The sequence below is a fragment of the Arcicella gelida genome (assembly GCF_034931025.1).
Lineage (GTDB): Bacteria > Bacteroidota > Bacteroidia > Cytophagales > Spirosomataceae > Arcicella > Arcicella gelida.
Genome location: NZ_JAYGIL010000044.1, coordinates 12982 through 39113, shown reverse-complemented (window position 1 = coordinate 39113; position 26132 = coordinate 12982). Strand labels below are relative to the sequence as shown.

Sequence of the window (26132 nt, the reverse complement as noted above, 5' to 3'; positions counted from 1 at the left end):
TTGATAGGACTGGTGTTCACCTCTTCCCATCTCGAACAGAGAAGTTAAGCCCAGTTCCGTTGATGATACTGCAATCACATGCGGGAAAGTAAATAAACCCCAAAAATATTAATGAAAAAAGAGCTACCAGAAATGGTAGCTCTTTCTCGTTATAGACAAATTTAGCATTGATGTTAGTTAAACATTTTTCACTTTAAAATAGAGTTTAGCATTAGTAACTTTTAGTTTAAGCTATTGAAATATAGAATTAATAATATATCTACATTTAAAAACATAAGTCATCCCAAATTTTGCTCTTGAAAAAGTAAGTTTTAAAAGATTTCAATGTTTTTTGGATTTAGTCTCGTCCTTACTTTTTGAATCAAGGCAAAAAGTAACAAAAAAATCAAGAATTTCTAAACTCGCTTCGCTCAAACAGTAGTAATTCATTGGCCATCAATCACAAAAAGCGGTCTAAAAACTAATTTCGACCGCTTTTTGTGATTCCGAAAATTCGAAATGACTCATGTTGCAACTTTTGATGATATTATATTAATGTCCACCGCCACTTGTAGGTATTTCCATTCCTTCTTCTATCTTTCCAGATTTCATAAGCATCGTTGCTCCACAGGCAATTAACAAGAAAATACCGGCAAAAGTAATTGCTTTTCCAGCGTCATTATTTAAGAAATGCTCTAAAATATATCCGAAAGTAACATTTTGAATAATCATTGGAATAACAATCATCATGTTAATTATACCCATATATACACCATAACGTTCTTTGGGTATTTCTGAAATGACCATTAAATATGGAATTCCCATCATACTTGCCCAAGCTACTCCAAAACCTGTCATTGGTGCAAATAGTAGATATTTATTTTCAATGTGTGGGAAAATGATAAGACCAATACCAGCGATAAGCAAACAAATTACATGAACTAACTTAGGTGAATACTTTTTGGCAAGTCCAACCAAAGCAAATGCTGATAAAAATGTAGCAATATTATACCATCCATTTACTAAACCTGTCCAACCAACTGCTTCTTCATATAATTGTTTATTGCCCATTGGTGAAGTATGCCAAACTGATTGAGCAATGCTTTTAGAAGCATTTTGCCAGTAACAAAATAAGGCATACCATTGAAAAAGATATACCAAAGATAATTGCCACATTACTTTTGGCATGTCTTTAATAGCTTCTGATATTTCAATAAAAGGAGCGAAAATTCCTCCTTTATGCTGTTGCATAATTATTAATTCTTCAGGGCTTGGTGGAATTTCGGGAGTTTTAGACATTGACCAAAGTACTGAACCTATAGAGCAAACAGAGCCTAAAAAGAATGAGCCAAATACCCAATATGGAATACTTCCATGCTCGCCTGGAATGAACTTTTGAAAAATAAATAATGAAATATTCGCTAAGGTAATCCCTAAACCTGTAAAAAAACTTTGAGAAAGAAAACCCGTTGCCTGTTGGTCTGTGGGAAGTTTATCTGCAATAAATGCTCTATAAGGCTCCATCGCAGTGTTATTTCCTGCATCAAGTATCCACAGTAAGCCTGCGGCCATCCATAATGAACTACTGAACGGGTAAATGAATAGAGCAATGCTACAAAGTAATGCTCCAACTAGAAAATATGGTTTACGTCTTCCCCAACGTGGATGCCATGTTTTATCACTCATAGCACCAATAATGGGTTGAATTAAAAGTCCCGTCATCGGACCTGCTAAATTTAAAAGAGGAATTTCATCTGGACTTGCTCCTAAGAAATCGTAAATGGGATTGATGGCACTTTGCTGCAAACCAAAACTATATTGAATGCCAAAAAAACCTACATTCATATTAATGATTTGAGAAAATGTTAATCTTGGTTTGATACTATTCATAAATATTGATTAATAAAAACGGTTAATTTTACTTACAATAATACTAATTAAATTAGAATAATTTATATTTTTTCTGGTTCGCTTCATGCTAATTGAAGGTTATACTTTCTTTAGAATCTATAAGAATTACTGTTTTTTAAAAAGAGCTATTTCATGAGTATTAATAGCGTAAAGAAGAACCTTATTTTCTTTGGAATAATTGATTAACTTTGATTTATGCTACTTTTTACTTTCCTTTTTTCCCTGATAAACCCTACTCTAAAACCTATTCAGGTAGATTCATTTGTGGTAGTGAATGAAATTATTCTTCATGGAAATCATAAAACAAAAGAAAATATCATTCTTCGGGAGCTTGATTTTAAAATAGGGGATACTTTATTGAATGATCAACTTTCAAAACGTTTGGAACTAAACCGAAGGAAAATAATCAATACTAATTTGTTTGTTACTGCTGAAATTCAAACCGAAATAAGTAATCAAGGTCAATTGAAAGTGATTATTAATCTTCAAGAACAATGGTTCATTTTGGGTTATCCTGTTTTTCAATTAGCTGATAGAAATTTCTCGGAATGGTGGAGTCGTGGATATGATTTTAAGCGTACAATTTATGGTGTTGATTTGATACACAGCAATTTCAGAGGTAGAGCAGAAAGACTGTCTTTACACCTCGAAAATGGTTTTACTAAAAGAGTAGATTTTAGTTACAGAATTCCCTATATCAATAAAGCTCAGAAGACTGGCTTGGGAATGAGCATTTCGTATATTACGAATAAGAATGTAGCTTTTAGAAGTTTAAATGATACACTTTTTTATTTTCGAAGTAAAGATGAAATCATGAGAGAGCGTTTTTCTGGAGCTATTTTTTTGAAAAAACGTTTTGCTTTTTACGATAATCATACAATAGAACTAAGATTTAATCATATTTCAATTGATGATACGATTAGAAAACTTAATCCGAATTACTTGGCAAGTAAAACTAATCAACAAATTTATGGACAGATAAGTTATTACTTTAACTATGATTTCAGAGATAATGTTACTTATCCTTTGAGAGGTAAACGATACGAGTTGTTAATCAATAAATTAGGAATTTTACCCAATGACGACATTAATCAATTAGAAATTACTGGAGATTACTCATATTACAAGCCATTATCTAAAAAATGGTTTTTCGGGATTAATCTTGAAGGAAAGTTGTCTTTTCCCAATCGTCAACCATTTTTAAATACTCGTGGTTTGGGCTATGGAGGAGATTTAGTAAGAGGTTACGAGCTTTACGTTGTTGACGGAAGTAAATATTTCTATGTTAGAAATAATCTAAGATATGAACTTTTAAACAAGATTTTTCACTTGAAGTTTCTTCGTATTAAGCAATTTAATAAAATTCCATTAGGTCTGTATCCTAACATTTTTAATGATTATGCTTATGTTGAAAATCGCTTTGCGACAGAAAATAAAAGTAATCTTGCTAATAAATTAATATATGGTTACGGTGTTGGGCTTGATGTGGTTACTTACTACAATTTGGTGCTTCGCTTTAGCTATGCGATTAATAGTAGTAATAAGAAAAATTTTGTATTCAGTATGGGACGAGAATTTTAGGGTAGCTATAAAAAGACAAAGGAGACGTTAAAAACATCTCCCTGTGCAAATTAATAGTTCTACACCTATTATCTTAAATATTTTTGAAGGTAGGATTTGAAAAACGTGGGGTAAAAGAATCACCCCCGTTTCATAAATACCTAACCACTAATTTCATTCTTTAATTTATCCGAAAGTTACTAAAATATCTTCTAGCTTTTTCAATAAAGTCTTTTTTCTTTCTTCTTGAAATTGAAATTTTACTTCCATCTCTTAATTGAACGAACATTTCTTCCCTCACATCAAACTGTGCAATATAATTAAGGTTGACTATAAAAGATTTATGAATCCTTACAAACATTTCATCGTCTAATTTAGGTAAAAAAATCTTCATTGTTCGTGAAACCAACAATTTTTTCCCATCTGTGAAGTGAAACATCGTGTAATTTCCAATTGCTTCAAGATGACTAATGTCTTTCCAAGCTACTATAATATTTTTTTTACATGAAATCGTTAAAATGATATTCGACTCATTGTTGAAAATTGGGTCTCGTCTAAAACTGAAATCATGACTTAAGTTATTAATTAGATATGAATTGCTTGTTAATGACGTACTTGCCATGATAGTTATTTGGTTTAGGTTAATCCATAAATTTATTCTATTGCATGGTTGGGTTCTTGTTACAAAAGTATAGTGTATTTTAATGGCTGTCAATCACATGATAGGATGATATATTACACAATTCTTTCATGAATTGCCTTCGCTACAGCTTCAGTTTGTGAGTGAACGTGTAATTTATCATATATTTTTTTGATGTGAGAGCGTACAGTATCTATACTGATGCTACATTTATCTGCAATCATTTTATAGCTATTCCCCTTTACTAAAAGGTTTAAAATCTCACTTTCTCGTTCTGTTAATTTATAATCATTATTTTCTGTTACTTTCTGTTGCGTAGGCAACATTTGTAATACTTTGCGAGCAATACTTGAAGTCATTGGTGCGCCACCGTTATTGGCATCTTGAATGGCTTCAAGAAGTTTTACGGGCGGAGTTCTTTTCAAAAGATAACCAACTGCTCCAGAACAAATAGCTTCGAAGATGTTTTCATTGTCTTCAAAGACTGTAAACATTACTACATTTACTTGTGGAGCCAATTGTTTGATGATTTTGAGTCCTTTTAAACCATTGGCTACAGGCATATCAATATCCATCAAAACAACATCCGGTTTTAATTCAACGATTTGCTTGGCTACCTGTTCGCAATTAACAAAAGCACCGATTAGTTCAAAACCAATTGAACCCCCAAGGAGTACCGAAAGGCTTTCTCGTAAATCAGGATTATCCTCGTAAACTACGATTTTGATAGAAGTTTGAGTCATTGGTTTGATGAAATTTAGAGTCATGATATTGAAGATATTTACCTGAAATGCAAAATTGATTGGGTAAGGAGTAGCATATTTCAATATTAAAATTAATGTAATATTACAAAAAAATAAATAGAGGTAATATCACATGATTGGGTGATGAAACTTATATCATCAATCTGAATGTGGTAGCTAGTCGGAAAGTTTTCGTATTTTTGTAGCTAGAAACCTTAATAAAAATTCATTCCGTGAAAAAAAATAACTTTTACTTTCTAATCTTTTTTGCTTTGTTAGTTGCTTGCCAGGAAAAAAAGGAAAGTACACAAACAGAAAGCAATGCTTCGGTTAACCTAACAGAGGGTTCGTCTGCTTTAGAAAATTATAGTACAATCTTTCAGGCAATTCTTAAAACCGATACTGGAATGGCAAGAGGTGTAAAAATTGGGGATAATATTGATACGATTAATGAAACTACATTGCCTTCAGAAACACCAGCAGAAAATGGGAAAAGTTTCACAGAGTATTTCGATGACACAGATTTAAACTTTGCTGATATTCTTTACGTAAAAAGTCCAGATAATAAAGTTGAAGCCATTACGATTGATGTTTATATTGAGCGACAAACTGCTGTAGATAGTTTGATGAATGAGTTCAAAGGCTATTTTGAAACAAAATATGGCAAAGGAGTAAGTAAAGATAAATCAATCATTTGGCAGTTAGCTGATGGTAATAATAATGTACTGATTCAGAATGTAAGTACAGAAAAAGACCCAGGAATGAAGATTGTTTTTGCTAATAAAGACGATAAGATTTTACAATAAGTATTATACAAAAAGAGCCTTCAGATTGTCTGAAGGCTCTTTTTGTTTTGTATTGATTGTTTCAGAAAGTTATATTTTCATAACCCATCCACGAGTATCGGCTTTTTTGCCTAAACGTGTATCGTTAATTTCTTCAAATACTCTTTTCGAGAAAGCATCTTCTGTACGTTCAGGAAGTTGATAATCAACACCTTCAAAACCGATAGTAGCAATAGGAGCAATTACAGCGGCTGTACCTGCACCAAAAGCTTCGGTTACTTTTCCAGCTTTAATACCTTCTACTAATTCTTTAACTGAAAGCTGTCTTTCTTCAATTTTCATTCCCCATTCTTTCGCTACTTGTAATACTGATTTACGAGTAATTCCATCAAGAATAGTATCGCCAGTCGGTGCTGTTACTAAAGCTCCGTCAATTACGAACAAAAGGTTCATCGTTCCTGCTTCTTCCACAAAAGTATGGGTAGCAGCATCCGTCCAAATAATTTGGTCATAGCCAGCATCCATCGCTAATTTAGTTGGATACAAAGAACCGCCATAGTTTCCTGCATTTTTAGAGAAACCGACACCGCCATGCGCCGCACGAATATATTGTGTTTCAACACGTACACGTAAAGGTTTTGAATAATAAGACCCTACAGGACAGTTGAAAATCATAAACTTATACGTTTTAGATGGACTTACGCCAACGTACTCGTCCGTCGAGAACATAAAAGGACGAATGTACATCGAACAACCTTCTTTGGCTGGAATCCACTCAGCATCCAAACGTAAAAGCTGTGAAAGCCCTTCCATGAAAATATCTTCAGGGATTTCAGGAATACACATACGGACTGCAGATTTGTTGAGACGTTTCCAGTTTTCTTCCGGACGGAAAACTAAAATTTCACCAGCTGCATTTTTGTAGGCTTTCATTCCTTCAAAAATTGCTTGTCCGTAATGTAGAGACATCATTGCTGGAGAATATGAAATTGGGCCATAAGGCAAAATTTGTGGCGTTTGCCATTCTCCGTCTTTAAAATCAACCATTAACATGTGGTCGGCAAAAGAACGTCCAAAAACAAGGTTGTCAAAATCAACCGAATCAATCCTAGATTTCTCAATCTGATGGATATCAATCTGCAAAGTATCTGTCATAATTTTAAAATATTATCTGTTATTCTTTATTTTTTAGCTGCGAGCTTTCAGTCATCAGCTTTAAGCTTTTTATTTATCAAATCTTTTAGTCTTCAATATTTCTTCCTAAAGTCCCAAATCCCAAATTTTTCACGCCTTTGTCTTAAATCTTGTATCTTCTAGTCCTAAAGTCCGAAACAAACTCTTCAAGTCTTTTGTCTAAAATCTTGTGTCTTGAATCTTAAAGTCCTAAAGTCCCAAAGAAAATCAAACCCTTGGTTTCCAAGCGATTTCTTCAACCTCAAGCTCTTTTGCCATTATTCTACATAATACAAAAAGATAATCCGAAAGGCGATTCAAATACCTGATTATTAATTCATTTACTGTTGATTCTTCTGCAAGTCTGATTACAATTCTTTCTGTTCTGCGACAAATAGTTCTAGCCAAATGTCCAAATGAAATTGATTGATGACCGCCCGGTAAAATGAAATATCGCATAGGTTCTAATTCCTTATCCATATTATCCATTTCATTTTCCAATAGTTCAATGTCACTTTCTAGTAAATCAGGCAAACGCTTTTTACTTTGTTCTGGCTCAGAGGCTAAAATAGAGCCAATTGTAAATAACCTATCTTGAATTTCCTTTAAGATATCTTTACGTTTTTCGTTCACTGCTTGGTCACGAACTAAACCAATGTATGAATTTAATTCATCAACTGTGCCATAAGCCTCAATTCTAAGTGCTGTTTTTGATACTCTTGTTCCTCCAACTAATGAAGTTGTACCTTTATCACCAGTTTTAGTGTAAATTTTCATACATTTTATTCATATTCTGGGTGATTAATGCCCTGAAATCGTTCATTTTACAAAGCTAAATTTTTTTCAGAAGTTTTACTCATTAAACATGAAAAAAATAATTGTCATGACAACTATTTTTTCTTTTATATATCAGTCTGAAAAAGGCTCAAGACTTATCACTTTAGGCTTGTAGCTATTTTATTCTTGATTAATCACTTGTTTCATTAGAAATCCTGCCATTTGTAGCGTAATTTTGCACCCTGAAACAACAATATCAATGAGTATAGAATTTTTCATTTCCAGAACTTGGCGTTATTTATCAATTTTAGCCTTCGTACTTGTATTATTATTTACTTATCGTGGTTTGCCAGATACCACCGCTGTGCATTTTGGGCCAAATGGTAGAGGAGATGGATTTTTACCAAAAAATCAGGTTTTCTATCTTTTTGCTGGAGTAATGTTTGCTTTCAATATACTTTCGGTATTGCTAGCAAACAATGTAAAACGTATTCCATTATTGGCTTTTCAATGGATTCCAAATAAAAAATGGTTGAAAGGAGGTAACCAATTAAATGCTGCCATAGTAAATTGGTTAAACTTTTTGCCTGCTATTGTCAATACTTTTCTTTTACTTATTCTTAGAGCTTTGTTGATTTTGAATGACGAACGTACTTTCCAAACTGATTATACTTATTTGTTAGTAATTGGAATTGTTCTGATGATGGCTTGGATTTTCTATTTGCCTATCAAATTGCTTTTTACCAGTCCAAAAATTGAAGAAGAAGATTAATTGATGGATATTCAAGATTTAAAACTTACTGATTATACTTATGATTTGCCCGATGAGCGAATTGCGAAATTCCCTTTAGAAAAGCGTGACGAATCGAAACTACAAGTATATCAGCAAGGAAAAATAAGGCATACGGTTTTTCATAAAATCAATGAGTATTTACCTGAAAATACTTTGTTGGTTTTTAATAATACCAAAGTAATTCCTGCCCGAATTCATTTCCAAAAATCTACTGGAGCGGTCATTCAGATTTTCCTTTTGCATCCTGTTGCACCTACCTCGGTCATTAATTTGGCTATGGAAGTAAACAATACTTGTGTTTGGGAATGTATGATTGGTAACAGAAAGCGTTGGAAAAAAGAGGATATTTTATCTAAAATTCTAACGATTTCGGGAGAAGAAGTAGAAGTAAAAGCCAGTATTTTTGATTTTGAGAGTAATCAAGTACAACTTTCTTGGCAAGTAATTTCTGAAAATGTTGGAAATTTCACACCCAAATTTATAGATATTATTCAAGCTTTGGGCGAAATTCCTTTGCCTCCTTACTTGAATCGTGAAGCCGAAGAAGCTGATTATGAAACCTACCAAACTGTTTATAGCGAGAAAAAAGGAGCAGTAGCAGCTCCAACGGCAGGTTTACATTTTACGGACGAAGTACTGGAAAGTCTTTCAAATCAAGGAATTAAAGAAGAATTTATTACTCTTCATGTCGGAGCTGGAACGTTTCAGCCCATTAAAGTTGAAAATATTGTAGAACACAGAATGCACAATGAGCAAATTGTGTTTACGAAAAAGAATATTGAAGTTTTACTCGAAAATATCGGGAATACCATTCCAGTTGGCACAACTTCGATGCGAGCTTTGGAGAGTTTGTATTGGTATGGCGTAAAACTGATAAAGGATTTTTCAAGTACTTTTTTCATTGAAAAGTTAGACCCTTATCAAAGTCCAGCCGAATCTTTGCCAAGTACAGAACTTGCCTTGAAAACGATTTTAGCAAAAATGGAAGCCACTGGCGAAAATGAAATTACGGGTGAAACTGAAATTTTTATTTTTCCGGGCTATCAATTTAAAATCTGCAAGGGCATCATTACCAATTATCACCAGCCAGAAAGTACTTTAATTTTACTCATCGCCGCACTCATTGGCGAAGATTGGCGAAAAGTGTATGCCGAAGCAATGGTAAACGATTATCGTTTCTTGAGTTATGGTGATTCATCCTTATTATTACCTTGACTAATTGTGCATAATTAGTTAAGATTTTGCGATTACTCAATAGATTGATATTCAGATATTTGAACTCATAATTCAGCACTCATACTTAATAGTCATACTCTTCGCCCCAATCTTGACGAAGTTTTTGTTTGATTTTTTCTTCCGCAGGATTCTGTTGTGGCTCAAAAAACTTAGTATTTTTCACTTTTTCGGGTAAAAATTGCTGTTTTACAAAATTACCTTCGTAATTGTGGGCGTACTTGTAGTTTTTACCATAATCTAATTGCTTCATTAGTTTGGTCGGAGCGTTTCGGAGATGCAAGGGAACTGGTAAATTTCCCGTTTCACGCACCATCGCCAAAGCTTGGTCAATTGCCAAATAAGCCGAATTACTTTTAGCTGAAGTAGCCAAATAAATCACCGTTTGCGAAAGTACAATGCGAGCTTCAGGCATTCCTACGGCACGAATCGTTTGGAAACAAGTATTTGCCATTAATAGAGCATTCGGGTTTGCCAAGCCAATATCTTCCGAAGCTAAAATCATTAATCTTCTTCCAATAAATTCAATATCTTCACCACCTTCCAACATTCTGGCAAGCCAATAAACGGCTGCATTGGGGTCGGAACCACGAATGGATTTGATAAAAGCCGAGATAATATCGTAATGTTGTTCGCCGTCTTTGTCGTAAAGAGCAATATTTTGTTGAAGTATTTCAACCACCATTTCGTTGGTAATTTCCAAACCTTCGCCATGAATAAAATTGCTTACCAATTCCAAAATATTATACAATTTTCGTCCGTCGCCACCCGAAAACTGTAAAATGGCTTCATATTCTTTTACGACGATTCCACGATTTTTTAAGAAAATATCTTTCTCTAAAGCCTGATTGATTAAATAAATCAATTCTTCTTTTACCAAAGGCTTCAACACATAAACCTGACAGCGAGAAAGCAAAGCAGAAATTACTTCAAAAGAAGGGTTTTCGGTTGTAGCTCCAATCAAAGTAATAATTCCTTTTTCAACCGCACCAAGTAGGGAATCTTGCTGAGATTTTGAAAAACGATGAATTTCATCAATGAATAAAATAGGAGAGGGCGTATCAAAAAACTTTTGTTTTTTTGCCATTTCAATCGTCTCACGAATGTCTTTTACTCCTGCACTTATGGCAGAAAGTACATGAAACGGACGTTTCAACGTCTGAGCCACAATACTTGCCAAAGTAGTTTTTCCAACGCCCGGAGGTCCCCACAAAATAAAAGAAGGAATTCTGCCCGATTCTACGGCACGACGCAAAACGGCTTTTTCTCCTACTAAATGTTGTTGCCCGACGTACTCATCAAGCGTTTGTGGACGCATTCGTTCGGCTAATGGTTGCATAATTCTATCGTTTATTCAATAGCAAATATACATTCATTTACGGACGCTGATGCAATGCAAAGCTTTGTGGAAAAGAAATCTTATCTTTGTAAGATATTTTCATTCAAAAATAATTACATGACTTTCGCATCACTTGGTTTATCAGAATCTCTTTTAATAGGCATTACTGCTCAAAATTACTCCGAACCTTTCCCGATTCAGCAACAGGCTATTCCTGCAATTTTGGCTGGAAAAGACATTCAAGGAATTGCCCAAACGGGTTCTGGAAAAACAGCGAGTTTTGTGTTGCCGATTTTAGAAATGTTTCAGCGTAAAAGTCCGACAAGAAATTTACATCTGAAAGTATTGATTTTAGTACCCACTCGTGAATTAGCGATTCAGATTAAAGAAGTAATAGAATCTTTTGCGATTCACTTAAAAAGTCCTGTGAAAACAATTGCCGTTTTTGGTGGAGTACCGCTCAATCAGCAAATGGTGACGCTCAAGAATACCGAAATTTTAGTAGCTACGCCCGGGCGTTTGTTAGATTTGGTTTCTACGCAATCTATCAATTTAGCCAGAATTGAAACTTTAGTTTTGGATGAAGCCGACAAAATGTTGGATTTAGGTTTTAAAGAAGAAACCAATAATATTTTTAAATTACTGCCAAAGAAGCGTCAGAATATTTTGTTTTCGGCAACTTTAGATACTGATTTAGAAATAATTAAGGAAGCATTATTGAGCGAGCCTGTTAAAATTGAAATAGAGCCAGAAGTACAAAATCTTGACCAAATTAATCAAATCGCTTATGCGGTAAGTCCAGAAAGAAAAGGTCCATTTTTACGGTATTTAATCAAATCGCAGGCGATGCAACAAGTATTGATTTTTGTGTCTGCCGTAAGAACTGCCGATAATTTGGTGGATAAATTGAAAAAAAATGGCATCAATGCCGCCGCCATTCACAGCAAAAAAACACAAGGAGCAAGAACAGAAGCTTTAAGAAGTTTCAAAGCTGGGAAAGTAAATGTTTTAGTAGCTACTGATTTGGCTTCTCGTGGTATTGATATTCAGTTTTTACCAGTGGTGATAAACTATGAATTACCACGTTCGCCCAAAGATTATGTTCACAGAATCGGAAGAACAGGACGTGCTACAAATTCTGGCGACGCCATTTCTTTAATTTGCCCAGAAGACCAACATCATTTTCATATTATTCAGAAAAAAATGAAAAGGAAAGTAGAAATTATAGCCACTGACGATATTGATTTAGCGAAGTTTTAAGTAATAATTCATAGATTCAATCATCTTATGGATTGGGTAAAACTTGTGATAAATGCTATTTTACTTATTCCATAAGATAATTGATTGTCAGCTTTTTGAAGAATCTTTAACAAGTGTACAATAAATTAAAATAATTTATTAATGTATATGGTTATTTCAAGATTTTATCTATATTTGAATTAAATTATTGAACTAACCACACATAAAACCCTTAATATGCCATGAATCTCAAATCAATGCTTCGCATTTTGTTTATCAGTTCTCTGGTAATTTTTTTAGGATACATTTTTTTGAAAAGCTTTGATTCATTTGCACATCACGTCTTAAAAAAGCATTAATTGCTTTTTTCTATATCACAAATTCCACTTCTTTAAAACCAAAGTATTCGATTAAACCATCGGATTCAATTCCTAATTGTCCAGTTTCATCAATTCCAATTATTTTTCCTACAAATAATTGTCCGTTTTTCCTGAAATGATGGAATTCTTCTATTCTAAACAGATTAGATAAATACCTGTTTTTAAGTATCTCGTAATCTCCGTTTTTAATAGATAAATAATTTTTCTCAATAAATTCTAAAAGACTAGAAAGTAAGGCAGCTAAATCATATTTTAGTGGGTTTGTCGTTACGTTTCTGAGCGATGTAGCATTTGGTACTGGAAAATTTGCTTGATTAATATTAAGCCCGATACCAACCACTGAATATCCAATTTGATAACCTTGTAGCGTGTTTTCAATTAAAATTCCTCCCATTTTTTGATTTTGGAAATAAATATCGTTCGACCATTTTACTTTTAGGTCTTCGTCGATATATTCTGACAGGCAATCTAAAACACCAAGTGATACTGCAACATTGAGTTGAAACTGTTCGCTGGCTTTTAAGAAATTAGGTTTCAGAATTAAAGAAAACGTTAAATTTTCGCCAACAGAGGCTTCCCAAACGTTTCCTCTTTGTCCACGACCAGCCGTTTGATTGTCGGTAATTATGACCATTCCTTCAAAAACGTTTGTGTGTGACTGAATTATTTCAGCCGCTATGTCGTTAGTAGAATGACAGACTGGCAGGTATTTAATTGTTTTGCCAGTAAATAATGTATTGGGTTGAATTTTGTACAAGGTTATTTTGTAATTTTAAAGTTCAAATTATTTTTTGTGTTATTAAGTAATGAAGTTATGAGATTTCTCTCTAAACATTGTGACAAACACTTGTGAATTTACAAACAGCAAAGCATGACAGAAGTTAAATTAAAAAAAGAAATTAGTTCACAAGAACTTAGCCAATTGGTGGTGAAAGGGATGCAGGAAAGAAAGGCAACCAATATTGTAGTGATGGATTTAAGAAAAGTGAAAAATGCTTTCACTGATTTTTTTGTCGTTTGTTCTGGTAATTCTGATACACAAATTGATGCTATATCTGAATCTGTAGATAAAGAAGTATGGGAAGCAACTCGTACAAATCCTAGAAGCATGGAAGGTAAAGCAAACCGAGAATGGATATTGGTTGATTATTATGATGTAGTTGTACACGTATTCAAAAAAGATCGAAGAGAATTTTACAAACTCGAAGAACTTTGGGGTGATGCTGAATTTACTTATATCGACGATGATGCCGTTTAAAGTAATCATATTCCTTCCATAAATTTATCATACCACTTTTCATGTATAACATAAGTTAGAAACAAAGTTATCCAACCTTGTGTTTTCATTACAGATAATCCAAGTTTACAATTTATCATGGTAAGTTAATTTACTTATTATCGTAAAATGTACACTGTTTAAAAGTTAATTATAGAAAAAATGGCAGAAAATAATAGTGAGAATAATAAACCTCAGGGCTTTCCGAAGCGTCGCCCTAATGCTTCTGGAAATGGTTTTCAAGGATGGTTGGTTGTAGGGTTAGTTGTTGCTTTAATCAGTATTTACTTTTTGAGTAAAACAAAAGTTCTAAAACCGATTCAGCAAACTCAGTACGAACAAATGGTGCTGAACCAAGAAATTGCCAAATTATCCATCATCAAAGGAAAAGACATTGTTGAAATAACACTCAAACCTGAGGCTTTACCTAAATATAAAAACGAATTAAGTGATCAACCAAATGCAGTTGTTAATCAAACTGCTGGGCCTCAATTTGAAAAAGAGATTACTTCAATCAATTCTTTTGAAACAGAACTTAACGAATTACAGAAAGATATTCCTCGTGAAAAAAGAGTACATGCTACTACAGAAGAACATTATGGAATATTTGAATTCTTAGCTGGTCCTGGTTTTTTCATTTTGATGTTCGTTGCTATTTACTTTATGTTCTTCAGAATGGGCGGAACAGGTGGCCCTGGCGGTCAGATTTTCAATATCGGTCGTTCAAGAGCCACATTGTTTGACGGCGAAGCGAAAGTGAAAATTACTTTCAATGATGTTGCTGGTTTGGATGAAGCGAAAGAAGAAATTCAAGAAATTGTAGAATTCCTAAAATTTCCTAAAAAATTCACAGACCTTGGGGGTAAAATTCCAAAAGGTGCTTTATTAGTAGGCCCTCCGGGTACTGGTAAAACCTTGTTGGCAAAAGCAGTTGCTGGTGAAGCAGGAGTACCTTTCTTCTCACTTTCTGGGTCTGATTTTGTGGAAATGTTTGTTGGCGTTGGTGCGGCTCGTGTAAGAGATTTGTTCAAACAAGCAAAAGAAAAAGCACCATGTATCATCTTTATTGATGAGATTGATGCAGTAGGTCGTTCTCGTGGTCGTGGTGCAATGCCGGGTTCTAATGATGAACGTGAAAATACTTTGAACTCATTGTTAGTTGAAATGGATGGTTTTGCAACTGATTCTGGAATTATCATTATGGCGGCAACGAACCGCCCAGATGTATTAGACTCAGCTTTGTTACGTCCGGGACGTTTCGACCGTCAGATTTCAATTGATAAACCAGATATTATCGGAAGAGAAGCGATTTTCAAAGTACATTTAAAGCCTTTGAAATTAGCGGCTGATATCGACCCAAAAGAATTGTCGGCACAAACGCCTGGTTTTGCAGGTGCAGAAATTGCCAACGTTTGTAACGAGGCTGCTTTAATTGCAGCTCGTCGTAGCAAAACTGCGGTTGATATGAAGGATTTCCAAGAAGCAATGGATAGAGTAATTGGCGGTTTAGAAAAAAAGAACAAATTGATTTCTCCAGAAGAAAAGAAAATTGTTGCTTATCACGAAGCAGGTCATGCTATTGCGGGTTGGTTTTTAGAACATGCAAATCCATTAGTGAAAGTAACGATTGTACCACGTGGCGTTGCTGCTTTAGGTTATGCACAATATTTGCCAAAAGAGCAGTTCTTGTACAGAACTGAACAATTGATTGATGAAATGTGTGTTACTTTGGGTGGTCGTGCGGCTGAAGATATTATTTTTGGTAAAATCTCGACGGGTGCTCAAAACGACTTAGAACGTATCACTAAATTAGCTTATAGCATGGTAACCATTTATGGTATGAATGATAAGCTTGGAAATGTGTCGTTCTATGATTCTAAAGGCTCTGAATATAATTTCAATAAACCTTATTCTGAACAAACAGCTCGTGAAATTGATGAGGAAGCTCGTAAAATTATTCATCTTGCTTACGAAAGAACAAAGGCTTTATTAACTGAAAAGAAAGATAAATTAGAAATTTTAGCTCAGGAATTGTTGGTGAAAGAAGTACTTTTCCAAAATGATTTAGAGCGTTTAGTGGGTGCTCGTCCCTTCGAACAATTGACTACTTATCAGGAATTTACTAGAAATGAAGATAGAAAAGCAGCAGAATTAGAAGCTAAAGTAGCTGAAACTACTCATGAAAAAGAGAGTGAAGAAGCAACTACTGAAAATGCTGAGAAATAAAACCTAATTTTCTAAAGATGATAAAAATCCTACTCAGTTACTGGGTAGGATTTTTGTTTGTTACGACAATAGAAGAATCTACTTAAGCCCAAACGACTTAGATTTATTGTATATTTGTTTTCTAAATTTGTTTCAATGACTACGATTAATTTACAAGCCGACAAAAAAATATACTTCGCTTCTGATTTTCATTTAGGATATCCAGACCATCAAACGAGTTTAATTCGTGAAAGAAAAATTATCGCTTGGTTGAATGACATTCAAAAAGATGCACAAATTATTTTTTTGATGGGCGATTTGTTTGATTTTTGGTTTGAATACGAGAATGTAATTCCTAAAGGCTTTGTCAGATTTCAAGGTAAATTGGCAGAATTGTCGGATGCTGGTATTGAAATTGTGATTTTTAGAGGGAATCATGATATTTGGATTTTTGATTATTTCCAACAAGAAATGGGTATTCAAGTATTAAGAGAACCGACAGAATATGTCGTCAAACAGGCTAATTATAGTACTTCATTCTACTTGGTTCATGGTGATGGCTATGGCCCAGGCGATTATGGATATAAAAAGCTAAAGATGGTTTTTGAAAGTAAGTTTTGTCAATGGGCATTTGGTTGGATTCATCCCCAAGTTGGGATGAAATTAGCAATGGCATGGTCAGCATCAAAAAAAGGAGAAGAGCATTTGAAACGTGAATTACAGTTCAGAGGTGAAGGTGAATGGCTTTGGGCTTATGCCAAAGAAATTGAACAACAGAGACACCATGATTTCTATGTTTTTGGTCACCGCCATTTGTTGCTAGATTTAAAAGCTGGCGAGAATAGTCGTTATATCAATTTAGGAGAATGGTGTTATGGTAAACCTGAAAGTGAGCATTATGCTATATTCGACGGAATTAATTTCAGTGTAAAAAAATTTCAAGGATGAAAATATTAGCAATACTTTTATTAATTAACTGCTCAGTTTTAGGACAAAATATAGCTTTTGACTCACTAATTTCGAAGCAAACCTATCGGTATTTTGAGAAGAAAGATTTTGTTATTTCTAAAGAAGTGCCATTGAATGGCTCGGAGCTTTTCTCAAAAAATAATTACTTAATCGAAGCAGAGTTACTTTGTAAATCAGCGAGAAATTTTGGCTTTAAAGTAACACAATTGAAAGATAAAGAAAATCCTAAAAAAGTATTAGAAGAGCTAGTTTTAGGCTACAATGTTCATCAAAAACAACTTTATATTGATAGAATAAAATCTTCAAAACCATCAGTAAAAGATTTAATTGTGCCTTTAAAATTGGTGAATAAGAGAGTAAAAATGCAAATTATTGTCAGTAAAGATTATGTTCGATTTTTTGCCAATAACAACGAAGTAATGTTAGCAGATTCTATTGTGCCAAGTAGCGAAGCTGTGATTTTTTCAATTTTTACTAAACATAGAAAAGTGAAAGTTGAGTCTTTGAAAATTTGGGATTTAGAGCAACCATCACTCAACAAATACGACTAATCATTACATTCCATCATCAGTAAATCACCTGTTTTGTAGGTGATTTTCACTAAACCATCCTCTTTTACTTCATTGCTACTTCCTGTTCTGTAGCCAATTTTTAGGCTATCATCTGATAATTCATACTTTAGATTTTCGGTACTTATTCCAGTAACATCACCGATTGGAATCAATGAAATGGGCGTTTTAGATGGATACCATTTTTCATAAGTGTTCGGAAGAATGAAAATCTTGGAGTAATCATCTATCACAACAATTTTCAATTGTTCTCTAAATCGTACAATGTTGGTAACATTTGTGATGGTATGGTCTGCTCTTCTTCCTGTAGCCCAAATTACATTTACTGCTGGAAACCCTTTTTCAATCAAATAATCGAAAGCTTTTTCTAAATCAGTTTTGTTTTGGTCTGGCGTATGAACAATTTCAATAGGATATTGCTCTTCTCTGATTTTTTCAAGATTAATCGCCCTTTTGATACTTTGTTCATCCAAAAGAGTGAGGTCAGAAGTATTTCTGAGTACATCAAAATCACCCAATAATACATCTACTTTAATTCCTAACTCCAACACACGATTAATGGCAGAATCAAGTACAATGACCAATGGAGACCATTCAAGTAACTGACCCATAAGTTCAAAACTGCAGGCTTCTCCGTTGGCAATAATGAGCGCAGGTTCTTGTTGCTCTCTGATAACATGATGAGATGACATATTATATTAGGATTTTAAACTACAAATTTAAGACAAAAGGCATTAAGTTAACTTAATGCCTTTTGTCTTAAATAAATTAAATGTATCAATAAATTCTACCAGAATGTAGTATAAAGAACGATTAAGATAATTAAAATTGCAATTGCACCAATCGTAAAGCTTTTTGTTGTTTTAAACATAGAAGCATCTATTACCAAAGCTTTAGGGTTTTCTTTAGTACTTGGATCTAATAAACCAAAAATACCCATAACGATAACACAAATTACGAAAGTAATCGCCATACGGTCAAGGAATGGGATAATATGTTTACCTTCTGAATCTAAGAAAGAAGTATAAATTGGTGTTTCATACAAACCAGTCCAATCTGGGAATTCTTTTAAAACTAAAGAGATAACTACTGAACCAATTGTTGCTACCATAGCACCAGCAGAGTTAGCACGTTTCCAGAAGAAACCTAACAAGAATACCGCAAAAATACCCGGAGATACATAACCAGTCATTTCTTGAATAAAGTCGAATCCACCTTTTTTATCAATTCCTAAGAATGGAGAGATAAAAATAGCAAGTACCATTGCAACCACAATCACAATTCTACCAGTAGTTACTAATTCTTGTTCAGTAGCATCTTTCTTGAAGAATTTCTGATAAATGTCAAGAGTAAAGATAGTTGAAATTGAATTTGCTTTACCCGCTAAAGAAGCAACAATTGCAGCAGTTAAAGCTGCAAAAGATAAGCCTTTCAAACCAACTGGAAGTAAGTTTAATAAAACTGGATAAGCATGATCTGGATTTACAGTACCGTCACCTCCTAACATTTCTTGCTGAAACATTCCGTTTTGATATAAAACATAAGCCGCAATACCTGGAATAACAACAATTATAGGCATTAATAATTTTAAGAAACCTGCAAATAACAAACCTTCACGAGCTACTGGAAGAGAAGCACCCAAGGCACGTTGAGTGATATATTGGTTACAACCCCAGTAATTTAAGTTTACAATCCACATACCACCAATTAATACTGCTAAACCTGGAAGAGAAGTATAATTAGGATTATCTTTCTTCAAAATCATGTGAAAATGGTCATCAGCACGAGTAAACATTTGCTTCATACCTTCAATCGCACCAACTTCACCGAATTGTTCTGATACCAATGTCAATGCTAAATAGGTAGTACAAAGACCACCTAAGATTAAAAAGAATACCTGAATTACGTCTGTAAAACCGATTACTTTCATACCTCCTAATGTGATAATTACGGCAAAAAACGCTAAACCCCACATACAAAGTGTAAAGTCGATTCCCGAAATTGTTGTAATAGCTAAAGCTCCTAAATATAAGATAGAAGTAAGGTTTACAACCACGTATAGAATCAACCAGAACACAGCCATAATAGTACTTACCGTTGAATTATAGCGTTGTTTCAAGAATTGAGGCATGGTAAAAATCTTATTTTTCAAGTAAATAGGCATGAAAAATACTGCGACAATTACTAGCGTTGCGGCTGCCATCCATTCGTAAGCCGAAATAGCCAAGCCCATTTTGAAACCATTACCAGCCATCCCAATAAATTGTTCTGCTGAAATGTTTGAAGCAATCATCGATGCCCCAATTGCCCACCAAGTAAGTGAACCTTCGGCAAGAAAGAAATCTGTAGATGATGCTTGTTTTGATTTTTTCTGTTGGTAAATCCAGTAGCCGTAGCCTGCTACAACGATAAAATAGAAGAAGAATACTAGATAGTCAATGGATTGCAGTCCTTTTTGCATTGGGTTTATTTTATTTTTTTGGTTATATATTACTTTTCATCTCCGAAAGATACTGCATTAATTCAAAATTAAATAGATTAAATACTATTAAAAATATTGCAAAAGCTATGCAGAGTTATACTTAAATGATTTAATTAATTGAAAATCAATGCGTTGTTAATTGTTTTAATCATGTCAAATTGACACATTTTGTTGCAATTATTTACAATTCTGTATAGAAATAATCTAATTGTTTTTTGCTGAAAATATAAGAAAGAGCTTTCTGAAAAGCTGGTGAAATGATTAAATAAGTTTATTTCCCTCAAAATTAATATTTTTTGTAAATAAAAAAATACTTTCTGCTAAAGTTTTGGTTCAATCATAATAACTTCTTCTTTGTCAATGATTACTTGTCCTTCGCCCAAGTCTCTGGTTTTTCTTACATATTTTTTGGGCGTAACGATTACAGGACACAAAGTATCATTTTTTCTTTTGGAATAAAAAGCTGCCAAACCTGCTGCTTTTTCAATGACATTAATCGGAAAATTTCTACCTGCTTGCTTACGAATGACTACATGCGAACCTGCTACATCTCTTGCATGTAACCATAAATCTTCTTTTCGAGCAAAGCGTTGTGTCAGTAAATCATTGTTTTTGGCATTGCGACCAACCAAAATTTCATAACCTTCAAATTGATAATACTTAAAAAGCGTCTGTACCGTTTCTACTACTTTTTGTGTGGGTTCTAATTGGTTGACTTTTAGGTATTTTCTGAATTCTTTTAAGGTTTCAAAACCTTCTATATCTTTTATTTGCTGTTCAATTTCAGCTAAATCCATTTCTTTAGCTTCTACATTTTCCATCAATTTCTCGATTTCAATCTTTTCATTTTTGGATTTTCGATAATAATTCTCAGCACTTTTCTGCGGACTTAGGTCTGGCTTCAAACGAATTTTTATCGGCTGGTCTCTGTAAAAATCATATAATTCAATTACTTCTGTTCTTTCAGGAATGGCATGAAGATTTGCCATGATAATATTCGCAATTTCATCGTGTTTTACGCCAGTATCTAATCCTGAAAGTTGCTGATAACACTTGTCTATATAGGTTTGTGTGCGTGTTTTTTTCTTTTGAAGTATTTTAATAATTTGCCCTTTTTCTTTATCAATTACATTGATTTTGTTGTGAGCATAATAAAAGGCATTGCTAGCTTCAAGTGGGTCGGTAAAAGTTTGTAGAATTTCTCCTTCTGCTTGAATTAATGATAAAATTGGTTGAAAATCAATTGTTTTTAGGTAGAAAGTTGGGTTTTCTAATTGTGTTAATATCGCTTGGATTTGTTCCCAAGTAACAGATTCATTACTGTTTTTCGTCAGAAATTTTGTAATTTCTTTGCCAAAAGTAGGAAAAAGTGCTTTCCAACCTTTTTCTTGAAATGCTTCAAAACTTTGGTCGATTGGTCGGTCAAGATTATCCAAAACTACATTGTTATCAATCACCAATTTATTCTGGAATAAATCAATTACTTCGTTTTCTTGAAAAAGAATAATGTTTGAACGATTGCCATACATTTTAAAAAGTAAGACAAAATCGTTTTCAAAATACAGGGCAAAAGCACGCTCGTTTTCAAACTGACGAACGCTGAGTACTTTTAAATCTATAATTTCTTTGAAAAGATTGACTGAATTTCTACCTGCTCTTTTAAAATCATTTGGAAAAGTCAAACAAGCAAAATCTGGATGAAGTACCGCTTTGATATAAAATTCTTTTTGGTCACGCCATTGTTTGCCTTCGCTACAAAAACCCAAGAGAATTTCGTCTTTTTCTTGAGAAAAACATTCTGCCAAAACCAAACCAGTTAGTTCAGTTGAAAGCTTTTTAGATAATTGACGAAGAAAATAATAATTAGTTTGCATACAATTTGTGAAAGCCTCAGCTTTTAATTTGACTGCAAAGTTAGCTGAATTAAGTATTTTTAAATATTAACTGAAAAATACGTTAAATAACTTAAATATTAGTTGTAAAACTGAAAAATAAGTTATAGCTTTGATTCATGGAAGAATTAACAAAAACAGAAGAGAAAATTATGCAGGCACTTTGGCAACTGAAAAGTGCTTTTGTAAAAGATATTATCGAAAAAATGGATGAAGAACCTAAACCGCCGTACAATACGATTTCGTCGGTCGTGAGGATTTTGGAGAAAAAAGGTTTTGTGGGCTACAAAGCTTATGGTAAAACTTATGAGTACTTTCCGATAATTTCTAAGGAAGATTATGCCAAGAAAACTTTCAAGAAAGTGCTAAGTAATTATTTTGATAATTCGGCAAGTAGTTTATTGTCGTTTTTGGTAAAAGAAGAAAAGATTTCCTCGGCAGAATTGGACGCATTGAAAAATATTATTGATGGCAAAACTGATTAAATGTATTAATTTTTAATCTTATCAACTATGAAGTATTTATTAGAATCGAGTATCTCGATGACACTTTTGTACGCCCTTTATTTTTTTGTTTTCAGAAATTTCACTTTCGTTCGGCTCAATCGAATCTACTTGTTGCTGGGTTTAGTTTTCAGTTTGTTGATACCCAATTTTACTTGGGAACTGACAGAAATGACTTCAACTTCACAAAAGTTAGTGAATTATGCTCAGTTTTATTCACTAAAACAGCTTGAAACCTTTGGAAATAGGAGTGGAGAAGTATCCGAAAACTCCAAAGCTGAAATTTTTAACGGTTTTACATGGATGTATTTTTGCTACTTTCTGGGTTTGCTCTGGATGTCGATTCGATTTGTGATACTTCTATTTAAACTATTCAGTTTGAAAAAAAAATCTGCTAAACCTTATATCAGAACGAAAGGTAAATTTGCCAATTCTTCTTTTTTCAATCTGATTTTTATTGATGACACGCATTTAGACAAAACCGAAATTGAACAGGTTTTAGCACATGAACGCTGGCACGTTCGCCTTTTTCATTCTTATGATTTACTCTTTGTCGAATTGTTGAAAATTGTTTTTTGGTTCAATCCTATTGTTTACTTGTATCAACTTTCGTTAGCAGAAGTACATGAATACGAAGTAGATAGCCTAATGGTTGAACAATATCATCCACGAAACTATGCACATCTATTATTAAAATTGGCAGGTATTCAAACGCAACCTATGATGGTTCATTCTTTTAGCCGAAAACCGCTATCCGAACGCATTCATTTTTTATTTACTAAACAAAAATCATTACCTATGAAAAAAATCGCTTATTTATCCGTTTTGCCCATTTTGGGACTAATAACGATGGCGTTTTCTTTTGAAACTGTCGTTAAGAAAATTCAAGAAAAGCCTAATAAAAATGTTGAAATACCACGGAATAGTGTTTTGAATACCTATCCAGAAGTTAAAGTTTCTGATAATAAAAAGCTTTACACGATTAGAGAAAATGAAAGGAAAGACCAAATTTCAATGACTTTAAGTCCTAGAAAGATTACTTCAGATTTGGTAAACGGAATTGTTGCTGAACAATTTAAAAGCTATGGCTTTTTGGTGAAAGTAAAAAATACTGAATATAATGAAGCCAAGAAGTTGAGTAGAATTGAAATTAGTTTAGAGGAAAATGAAAAAAGTAAAAATGCAAGAGATAAAAAGAAAGCAAAAGTATCAGACTTACCGACACATTTTAGTTTTAATCTTAGTAAGATGATTAACAAAAATCCCAAAGACTTGGATGCTACGATTGTTCTTTTTGCAGATAAAAGTACTGGCGAGCATTTTGTAGCCCCACTTGGTCCCCCTCCACCACCACCTCCGCCAATTGCAGCGAAAATTAAAAAGTAAATAAGAATGCTTGATAGTTTTATCTATCAGGCTTTTTGTTTTAAATAATGTATTTGTGACTTTTCAAGAAATTCATCTACTATCCATCTCATCTTTTACCGTTCCCCAAAATAAAATACCATTCTTCCTAAGTATTTTCTTATTGCGAAAATCCAGAATATCTTTGATGGATAAACCAAAATTTCACGATTTTTATAATCGTTCATTTACACAATGACACCTTTACGCAAAAGTTCATTTATTCGGAAAGTCAAAGATATTACTGTTGGTAGTACTTTGGCTTTGGCTGTTTTGGGAAATACTGTGATGCTCCAAAGTTGTGGAAGTTCTAATCAAGATGATGAGGGTGACTATGAGGAAGTGGAAGTTTATACCAAAGGAGTAAAAACGTATATCACGGAAACGTCAAAAGGAGTATTCAAGATTACAAATGAAGAAGAAGTACCAGCGGATAGCTCTAGGGCAATTGTTACGTACTTAGACGGTAAAAAAGATACGCTTTCGCCAAGAGCAGTCAAGGCATTAATTGATAATGAAATTGCCACAAATCAGACTCAAATTGGACAAAGTAATAATTTGTCGAATGCGTTGTTGTATGGCGGAATGGGCTATTTATTAGCAAAAACTTTAAGTCCGACTTACTCAAATTATCGTCCAGATATGTCGAATAATTTTAATTCATCAAATTCTTCCTATACCAGTACAAAGCAAGACAGCTCAAGAAGAAGACACCATGTTGGATATTATGGAGGCGGTATAGGTCGTTATTATGCTACAGCAAGTGCTTTTCAAAAATCTAGTACTATTCATGAAAATATTGGAAGTTCAAGAACAATTACTTCTCGCCCGATTTCAGGAAGAAGTGGTTTCTTTCATAGTTCTAGTCATGGTGGGTTTCGTGGATAGGGTATTGACTTTCGGCTGTAATGTTTTAGCAGTAGGCTACAGGCTTTATGCTCTAAGCTTTAACTAAGATTAGCTTTTGGCAATATACAAACGTTTGTAACGTGTATTTTATAAATTAATTTGACCGCTGGAAGCACTACCTAATTCTAGGCAAGCACAAGGATAAGCTTAGGGCTTAAAGCCTATAGCTTATCGCTAACAGCTAAAAGCTATTGACAATGAATCTCAAAAAATTAAATATTTCACCTACACAAACTCTACAAAATGCTGGTTGGGATTGGATGCTTGGCGAAAATACTTTGCCATACATTACCGACGAAATGGTAATTGTTTCTGAAAAAGAAGCTGAAAAATACTATGAAGCTGTAAATCAATTATACGAAATGTATATTGAAGCTGCTCAGTATGTTGTTGAAAATGAGCTTTTTGATGAATTGGGGATTCCTGAAAACCTTGTTAAATTGGTAAAGTACTCTTGGGAAAATGATAACCATTGGCATCTCTACGGTCGCTTCGATTTAAGCGGAGGTTTAGACGGAAAACCAATAAAATTGATAGAATTCAATGCCGATACCGCTACTTGTATTCCAGAAACTGCTGTTGTACAATGGGCATCTTTGAAGGCAAATGGTTTAGACGAAAGTTCGCAATTTAATACTTTGTATGAGGCTTTGGTAGAACAATTCAAAGAAGTAAAACGCCAAAATCCAGTACTTTCGCCTACTTTGTTGATTTCAACAATGGAAGGTTTTCCAGAAGACGATACTAACATGAAAGTATTGGGAGAAGCGGCTTTGGAAGCGGGTTTTGAAGTAGCCTATGAAAATATTGAAAATGTAGAATTTTCGCCAGTGGAAGGGATTTTCAAGCAAAATGAAGACGACGGAAGATTTACTCGCTATGACTTTTGGTTTAAGCTAGTGCCTTGGGAATATATCGGTTGGGATGAACCTGAATTGGCTGATATTCTTACCAAACTGGTCTATGATAATAAGGTAATTGTACTGAATCCAGCTTATACGTTATTGTTTCAGTCGAAAGGGCTTTTGAGTATTTTATGGCAATTATTCCCGAATCATCCTTTATTGTTAGAAACTGCTAGAAAACCTTTGACTAATAAAACTTGTGTACAAAAAGTGCTTTTTGGCAGAGAAGGAGCTAATGTGAAAATACTTTCGAAAGATGGTGCAACGATTGATGCAAAAGATGGAGAATATTTTGAACAAGATGCCGTTTATCAAGAATATACCGAATTTTTGAGCGACCGTGCTGGCAATTTTTATCAAGCAGGTGTTTTTTTTGCTGGTGAAGCATGTGGTTTAGGTTTTAGAAAAGGTGGAAAAATCATCGACAATACAGCCCAATTTTGTGGACATATTGTTGTATAAATAT

Annotated in this window: 23 protein-coding genes and 1 rRNA gene; 14 read left to right on the top strand and 10 right to left on the bottom strand. The window is 33.8% G+C overall.

From position 1 onward, the window contains the following. Nucleotides 1-105, top strand: a 5S ribosomal RNA gene (gene rrf / locus VB776_RS22955); the annotation flags it as partial. Nucleotides 106-531: 426 nt separating this feature from the next. Here the strand turns inward: rrf and VB776_RS22950 are convergent. Beyond that, nucleotides 532-1869, bottom strand: coding sequence for an MFS transporter (locus VB776_RS22950; RefSeq protein WP_323699206.1), 1338 nt, complete (start codon nt 1867-1869; stop codon nt 532-534). A gap of 216 nt (nt 1870-2085) precedes the next feature. On the opposite strand from VB776_RS22950, the gene VB776_RS22945 reads away from it, so the two are divergent. After that, on the top strand, nt 2086-3471 hold the full coding sequence (locus tag VB776_RS22945) for a BamA/TamA family outer membrane protein (RefSeq protein WP_323699205.1): 1386 nt from the start codon (nt 2086-2088) through the stop codon (nt 3469-3471). Nucleotides 3472-3631: 160 nt separating this feature from the next. Here the strand turns inward: VB776_RS22945 and VB776_RS22940 are convergent, their stop codons facing one another. Continuing rightward, a complete protein-coding gene (locus tag VB776_RS22940; protein ID WP_323699204.1) occupies nt 3632-4072 on the bottom strand; it encodes a LytR/AlgR family response regulator transcription factor in 441 nt (146 codons plus the stop codon). 113 nt (nt 4073-4185) lie between these two features. After that, a complete protein-coding gene (locus VB776_RS22935) occupies nt 4186-4857 on the bottom strand; it encodes a response regulator transcription factor (protein ID WP_323699203.1) in 672 nt (223 codons plus the stop codon). Nucleotides 4858-5066: 209 nt separating this feature from the next. Between VB776_RS22935 and VB776_RS22930 the strand changes: the two genes are divergently transcribed. Next, a complete protein-coding gene (locus VB776_RS22930) occupies nt 5067-5639 on the top strand; it encodes a hypothetical protein (protein ID WP_323699202.1) in 573 nt (190 codons plus the stop codon). Nucleotides 5640-5708: 69 nt separating this feature from the next. Here the strand turns inward: VB776_RS22930 and VB776_RS22925 are convergent, their stop codons facing one another. Both VB776_RS22925 and VB776_RS22920 read right to left on the bottom strand, forming a co-directional pair. Then, complete coding sequence (locus VB776_RS22925; RefSeq protein WP_323699201.1) at nt 5709-6773, bottom strand: branched-chain amino acid aminotransferase; 1065 nt, start codon at nt 6771-6773, stop codon at nt 5709-5711. Between the two features lie 246 nt (nt 6774-7019). Further along, nucleotides 7020-7568 carry a cob(I)yrinic acid a,c-diamide adenosyltransferase gene (locus VB776_RS22920; RefSeq protein WP_323699200.1) on the bottom strand — a complete coding sequence of 183 codons (549 nt, stop codon included), beginning with the start codon at nt 7566-7568 and terminating at the stop codon, nt 7020-7022. Between the two features lie 259 nt (nt 7569-7827). Between VB776_RS22920 and VB776_RS22915 the strand changes: the two genes are divergently transcribed. Then, entirely contained in the window at nt 7828-8340 is a 513-nt protein-coding gene (locus VB776_RS22915) for a DUF1648 domain-containing protein (RefSeq protein ID WP_323699199.1), read from the top strand. Between the two features lie 3 nt (nt 8341-8343). Continuing rightward, nucleotides 8344-9576: an S-adenosylmethionine:tRNA ribosyltransferase-isomerase gene (locus VB776_RS22910; RefSeq protein ID WP_323699198.1), complete on the top strand. Its 1233-nt coding sequence runs from the start codon at nt 8344-8346 to the stop codon at nt 9574-9576. Between the two features lie 85 nt (nt 9577-9661). On the opposite strand, the gene VB776_RS22905 is transcribed toward VB776_RS22910, so the two are convergent. Next, a complete protein-coding gene (locus VB776_RS22905) occupies nt 9662-10933 on the bottom strand; it encodes a replication-associated recombination protein A (RefSeq protein WP_323699197.1) in 1272 nt (423 codons plus the stop codon). 117 nt (nt 10934-11050) lie between these two features. On the opposite strand from VB776_RS22905, the gene VB776_RS22900 reads away from it, so the two are divergent. Next, nucleotides 11051-12193 carry a DEAD/DEAH box helicase gene (locus tag VB776_RS22900; RefSeq protein ID WP_323699196.1) on the top strand — a complete coding sequence of 381 codons (1143 nt, stop codon included), beginning with the start codon at nt 11051-11053 and terminating at the stop codon, nt 12191-12193. 348 nt (nt 12194-12541) lie between these two features. Here the strand turns inward: VB776_RS22900 and VB776_RS22895 are convergent, their stop codons facing one another. Then, nucleotides 12542-13309: a biotin--[acetyl-CoA-carboxylase] ligase gene (locus VB776_RS22895; protein WP_323699195.1), complete on the bottom strand. Its 768-nt coding sequence runs from the start codon at nt 13307-13309 to the stop codon at nt 12542-12544. A gap of 114 nt (nt 13310-13423) precedes the next feature. On the opposite strand from VB776_RS22895, the gene rsfS reads away from it, so the two are divergent. The 4 genes from rsfS to VB776_RS22875 all read left to right on the top strand — a co-directional run bounded on the left by rsfS (nt 13424) and on the right by VB776_RS22875 (nt 17553). Further along, entirely contained in the window at nt 13424-13810 is a 387-nt protein-coding gene (gene rsfS, locus VB776_RS22890) for a ribosome silencing factor (RefSeq protein ID WP_323689638.1), read from the top strand. 180 nt (nt 13811-13990) lie between these two features. Further along, nucleotides 13991-16054: an ATP-dependent zinc metalloprotease FtsH gene (gene ftsH, locus VB776_RS22885; protein WP_323699194.1), complete on the top strand. Its 2064-nt coding sequence runs from the start codon at nt 13991-13993 to the stop codon at nt 16052-16054. A 135-nt stretch (nt 16055-16189) separates the two neighbouring features. Continuing rightward, nucleotides 16190-16981 carry a UDP-2,3-diacylglucosamine diphosphatase gene (locus VB776_RS22880; RefSeq protein WP_323699193.1) on the top strand — a complete coding sequence of 264 codons (792 nt, stop codon included), beginning with the start codon at nt 16190-16192 and terminating at the stop codon, nt 16979-16981. Further along, the gene (locus tag VB776_RS22875; RefSeq protein WP_323699192.1) at nt 16978-17553 is read left to right on the top strand and encodes a GH32 C-terminal domain-containing protein; all 576 of its coding nucleotides are present in this window, start codon (nt 16978-16980) and stop codon (nt 17551-17553) included. Before VB776_RS22880 ends, VB776_RS22875 begins: the two co-directional genes overlap by 4 nt. Here VB776_RS22875 and VB776_RS22870 read toward each other — a convergent pair. The 3 genes from VB776_RS22870 to VB776_RS22860 form a co-directional block, all read right to left on the bottom strand. Continuing rightward, nucleotides 17550-18263, bottom strand: coding sequence for a thiamine diphosphokinase (locus VB776_RS22870; RefSeq protein ID WP_323699191.1), 714 nt, complete (start codon nt 18261-18263; stop codon nt 17550-17552). The genes VB776_RS22875 and VB776_RS22870 overlap by 4 nt on opposite strands. A gap of 95 nt (nt 18264-18358) precedes the next feature. After that, nucleotides 18359-20032 carry a sodium/sugar symporter gene (locus tag VB776_RS22865; RefSeq protein WP_323699190.1) on the bottom strand — a complete coding sequence of 558 codons (1674 nt, stop codon included), beginning with the start codon at nt 20030-20032 and terminating at the stop codon, nt 18359-18361. Nucleotides 20033-20373: 341 nt separating this feature from the next. Beyond that, a complete protein-coding gene (locus tag VB776_RS22860; RefSeq protein WP_323699189.1) occupies nt 20374-21927 on the bottom strand; it encodes an NFACT RNA binding domain-containing protein in 1554 nt (517 codons plus the stop codon). Nucleotides 21928-22064: 137 nt separating this feature from the next. Between VB776_RS22860 and VB776_RS22855 the strand changes: the two genes are divergently transcribed. From VB776_RS22855 to VB776_RS22840, 4 genes are all read left to right on the top strand, one after another. Further along, nucleotides 22065-22430: a BlaI/MecI/CopY family transcriptional regulator gene (locus VB776_RS22855; RefSeq protein WP_323699188.1), complete on the top strand. Its 366-nt coding sequence runs from the start codon at nt 22065-22067 to the stop codon at nt 22428-22430. 27 nt (nt 22431-22457) lie between these two features. Next, the gene (locus VB776_RS22850) at nt 22458-23834 is read left to right on the top strand and encodes a M56 family metallopeptidase (protein ID WP_323699187.1); all 1377 of its coding nucleotides are present in this window, start codon (nt 22458-22460) and stop codon (nt 23832-23834) included. Nucleotides 23835-24047: 213 nt separating this feature from the next. Next, nucleotides 24048-24740 (top strand): hypothetical protein, encoded by a 693-nt coding sequence (locus VB776_RS22845; protein WP_323699186.1) that lies wholly within the window; start codon nt 24048-24050, stop codon nt 24738-24740. 218 nt (nt 24741-24958) lie between these two features. After that, nucleotides 24959-26128, top strand: coding sequence for a glutathionylspermidine synthase family protein (locus tag VB776_RS22840; RefSeq protein ID WP_323699185.1), 1170 nt, complete (start codon nt 24959-24961; stop codon nt 26126-26128). Nucleotides 26129-26132: the final 4 nt, after the last annotated feature.

Excerpts from the sequence above, each read along its gene's own strand:
- VB776_RS22945 (WP_323699205.1), top strand. The coding sequence starts at position 2,086 with ATGCTACTTTTTACTTTCCTTTTTTCCCTGATAAACCCTACTCTAAAA.
- VB776_RS22850 (WP_323699187.1), top strand. The coding sequence starts at position 22,458 with ATGAAGTATTTATTAGAATCGAGTATCTCGATGACACTTTTGTACGCC.
- VB776_RS22935 (WP_323699203.1), bottom strand. The coding sequence starts at position 4,857 with ATGACTCTAAATTTCATCAAACCAATGACTCAAACTTCTATCAAAATC.
- VB776_RS22940 (WP_323699204.1), bottom strand. The coding sequence starts at position 4,072 with ATGGCAAGTACGTCATTAACAAGCAATTCATATCTAATTAATAACTTA.
- ftsH (WP_323699194.1), top strand. The coding sequence starts at position 13,991 with ATGGCAGAAAATAATAGTGAGAATAATAAACCTCAGGGCTTTCCGAAG.
- VB776_RS22870 (WP_323699191.1), bottom strand. The coding sequence starts at position 18,263 with ATGTCATCTCATCATGTTATCAGAGAGCAACAAGAACCTGCGCTCATT.
- rsfS (WP_323689638.1), top strand. The coding sequence starts at position 13,424 with ATGACAGAAGTTAAATTAAAAAAAGAAATTAGTTCACAAGAACTTAGC.
- VB776_RS22840 (WP_323699185.1), top strand. The coding sequence starts at position 24,959 with ATGAATCTCAAAAAATTAAATATTTCACCTACACAAACTCTACAAAAT.
- VB776_RS22860 (WP_323699189.1), bottom strand. The coding sequence starts at position 21,927 with ATGCAAACTAATTATTATTTTCTTCGTCAATTATCTAAAAAGCTTTCA.
- VB776_RS22865 (WP_323699190.1), bottom strand. The coding sequence starts at position 20,032 with ATGCAAAAAGGACTGCAATCCATTGACTATCTAGTATTCTTCTTCTAT.
- VB776_RS22950 (WP_323699206.1), bottom strand. The coding sequence starts at position 1,869 with ATGAATAGTATCAAACCAAGATTAACATTTTCTCAAATCATTAATATG.
- VB776_RS22920 (WP_323699200.1), bottom strand. The coding sequence starts at position 7,568 with ATGAAAATTTACACTAAAACTGGTGATAAAGGTACAACTTCATTAGTT.
- VB776_RS22915 (WP_323699199.1), top strand. The coding sequence starts at position 7,828 with ATGAGTATAGAATTTTTCATTTCCAGAACTTGGCGTTATTTATCAATT.
- VB776_RS22855 (WP_323699188.1), top strand. The coding sequence starts at position 22,065 with ATGGAAGAATTAACAAAAACAGAAGAGAAAATTATGCAGGCACTTTGG.
- VB776_RS22905 (WP_323699197.1), bottom strand. The coding sequence starts at position 10,933 with ATGCAACCATTAGCCGAACGAATGCGTCCACAAACGCTTGATGAGTAC.
- VB776_RS22900 (WP_323699196.1), top strand. The coding sequence starts at position 11,051 with ATGACTTTCGCATCACTTGGTTTATCAGAATCTCTTTTAATAGGCATT.
- VB776_RS22845 (WP_323699186.1), top strand. The coding sequence starts at position 24,048 with ATGACACCTTTACGCAAAAGTTCATTTATTCGGAAAGTCAAAGATATT.
- VB776_RS22875 (WP_323699192.1), top strand. The coding sequence starts at position 16,978 with ATGAAAATATTAGCAATACTTTTATTAATTAACTGCTCAGTTTTAGGA.
- VB776_RS22910 (WP_323699198.1), top strand. The coding sequence starts at position 8,344 with ATGGATATTCAAGATTTAAAACTTACTGATTATACTTATGATTTGCCC.
- VB776_RS22925 (WP_323699201.1), bottom strand. The coding sequence starts at position 6,773 with ATGACAGATACTTTGCAGATTGATATCCATCAGATTGAGAAATCTAGG.
- VB776_RS22880 (WP_323699193.1), top strand. The coding sequence starts at position 16,190 with ATGACTACGATTAATTTACAAGCCGACAAAAAAATATACTTCGCTTCT.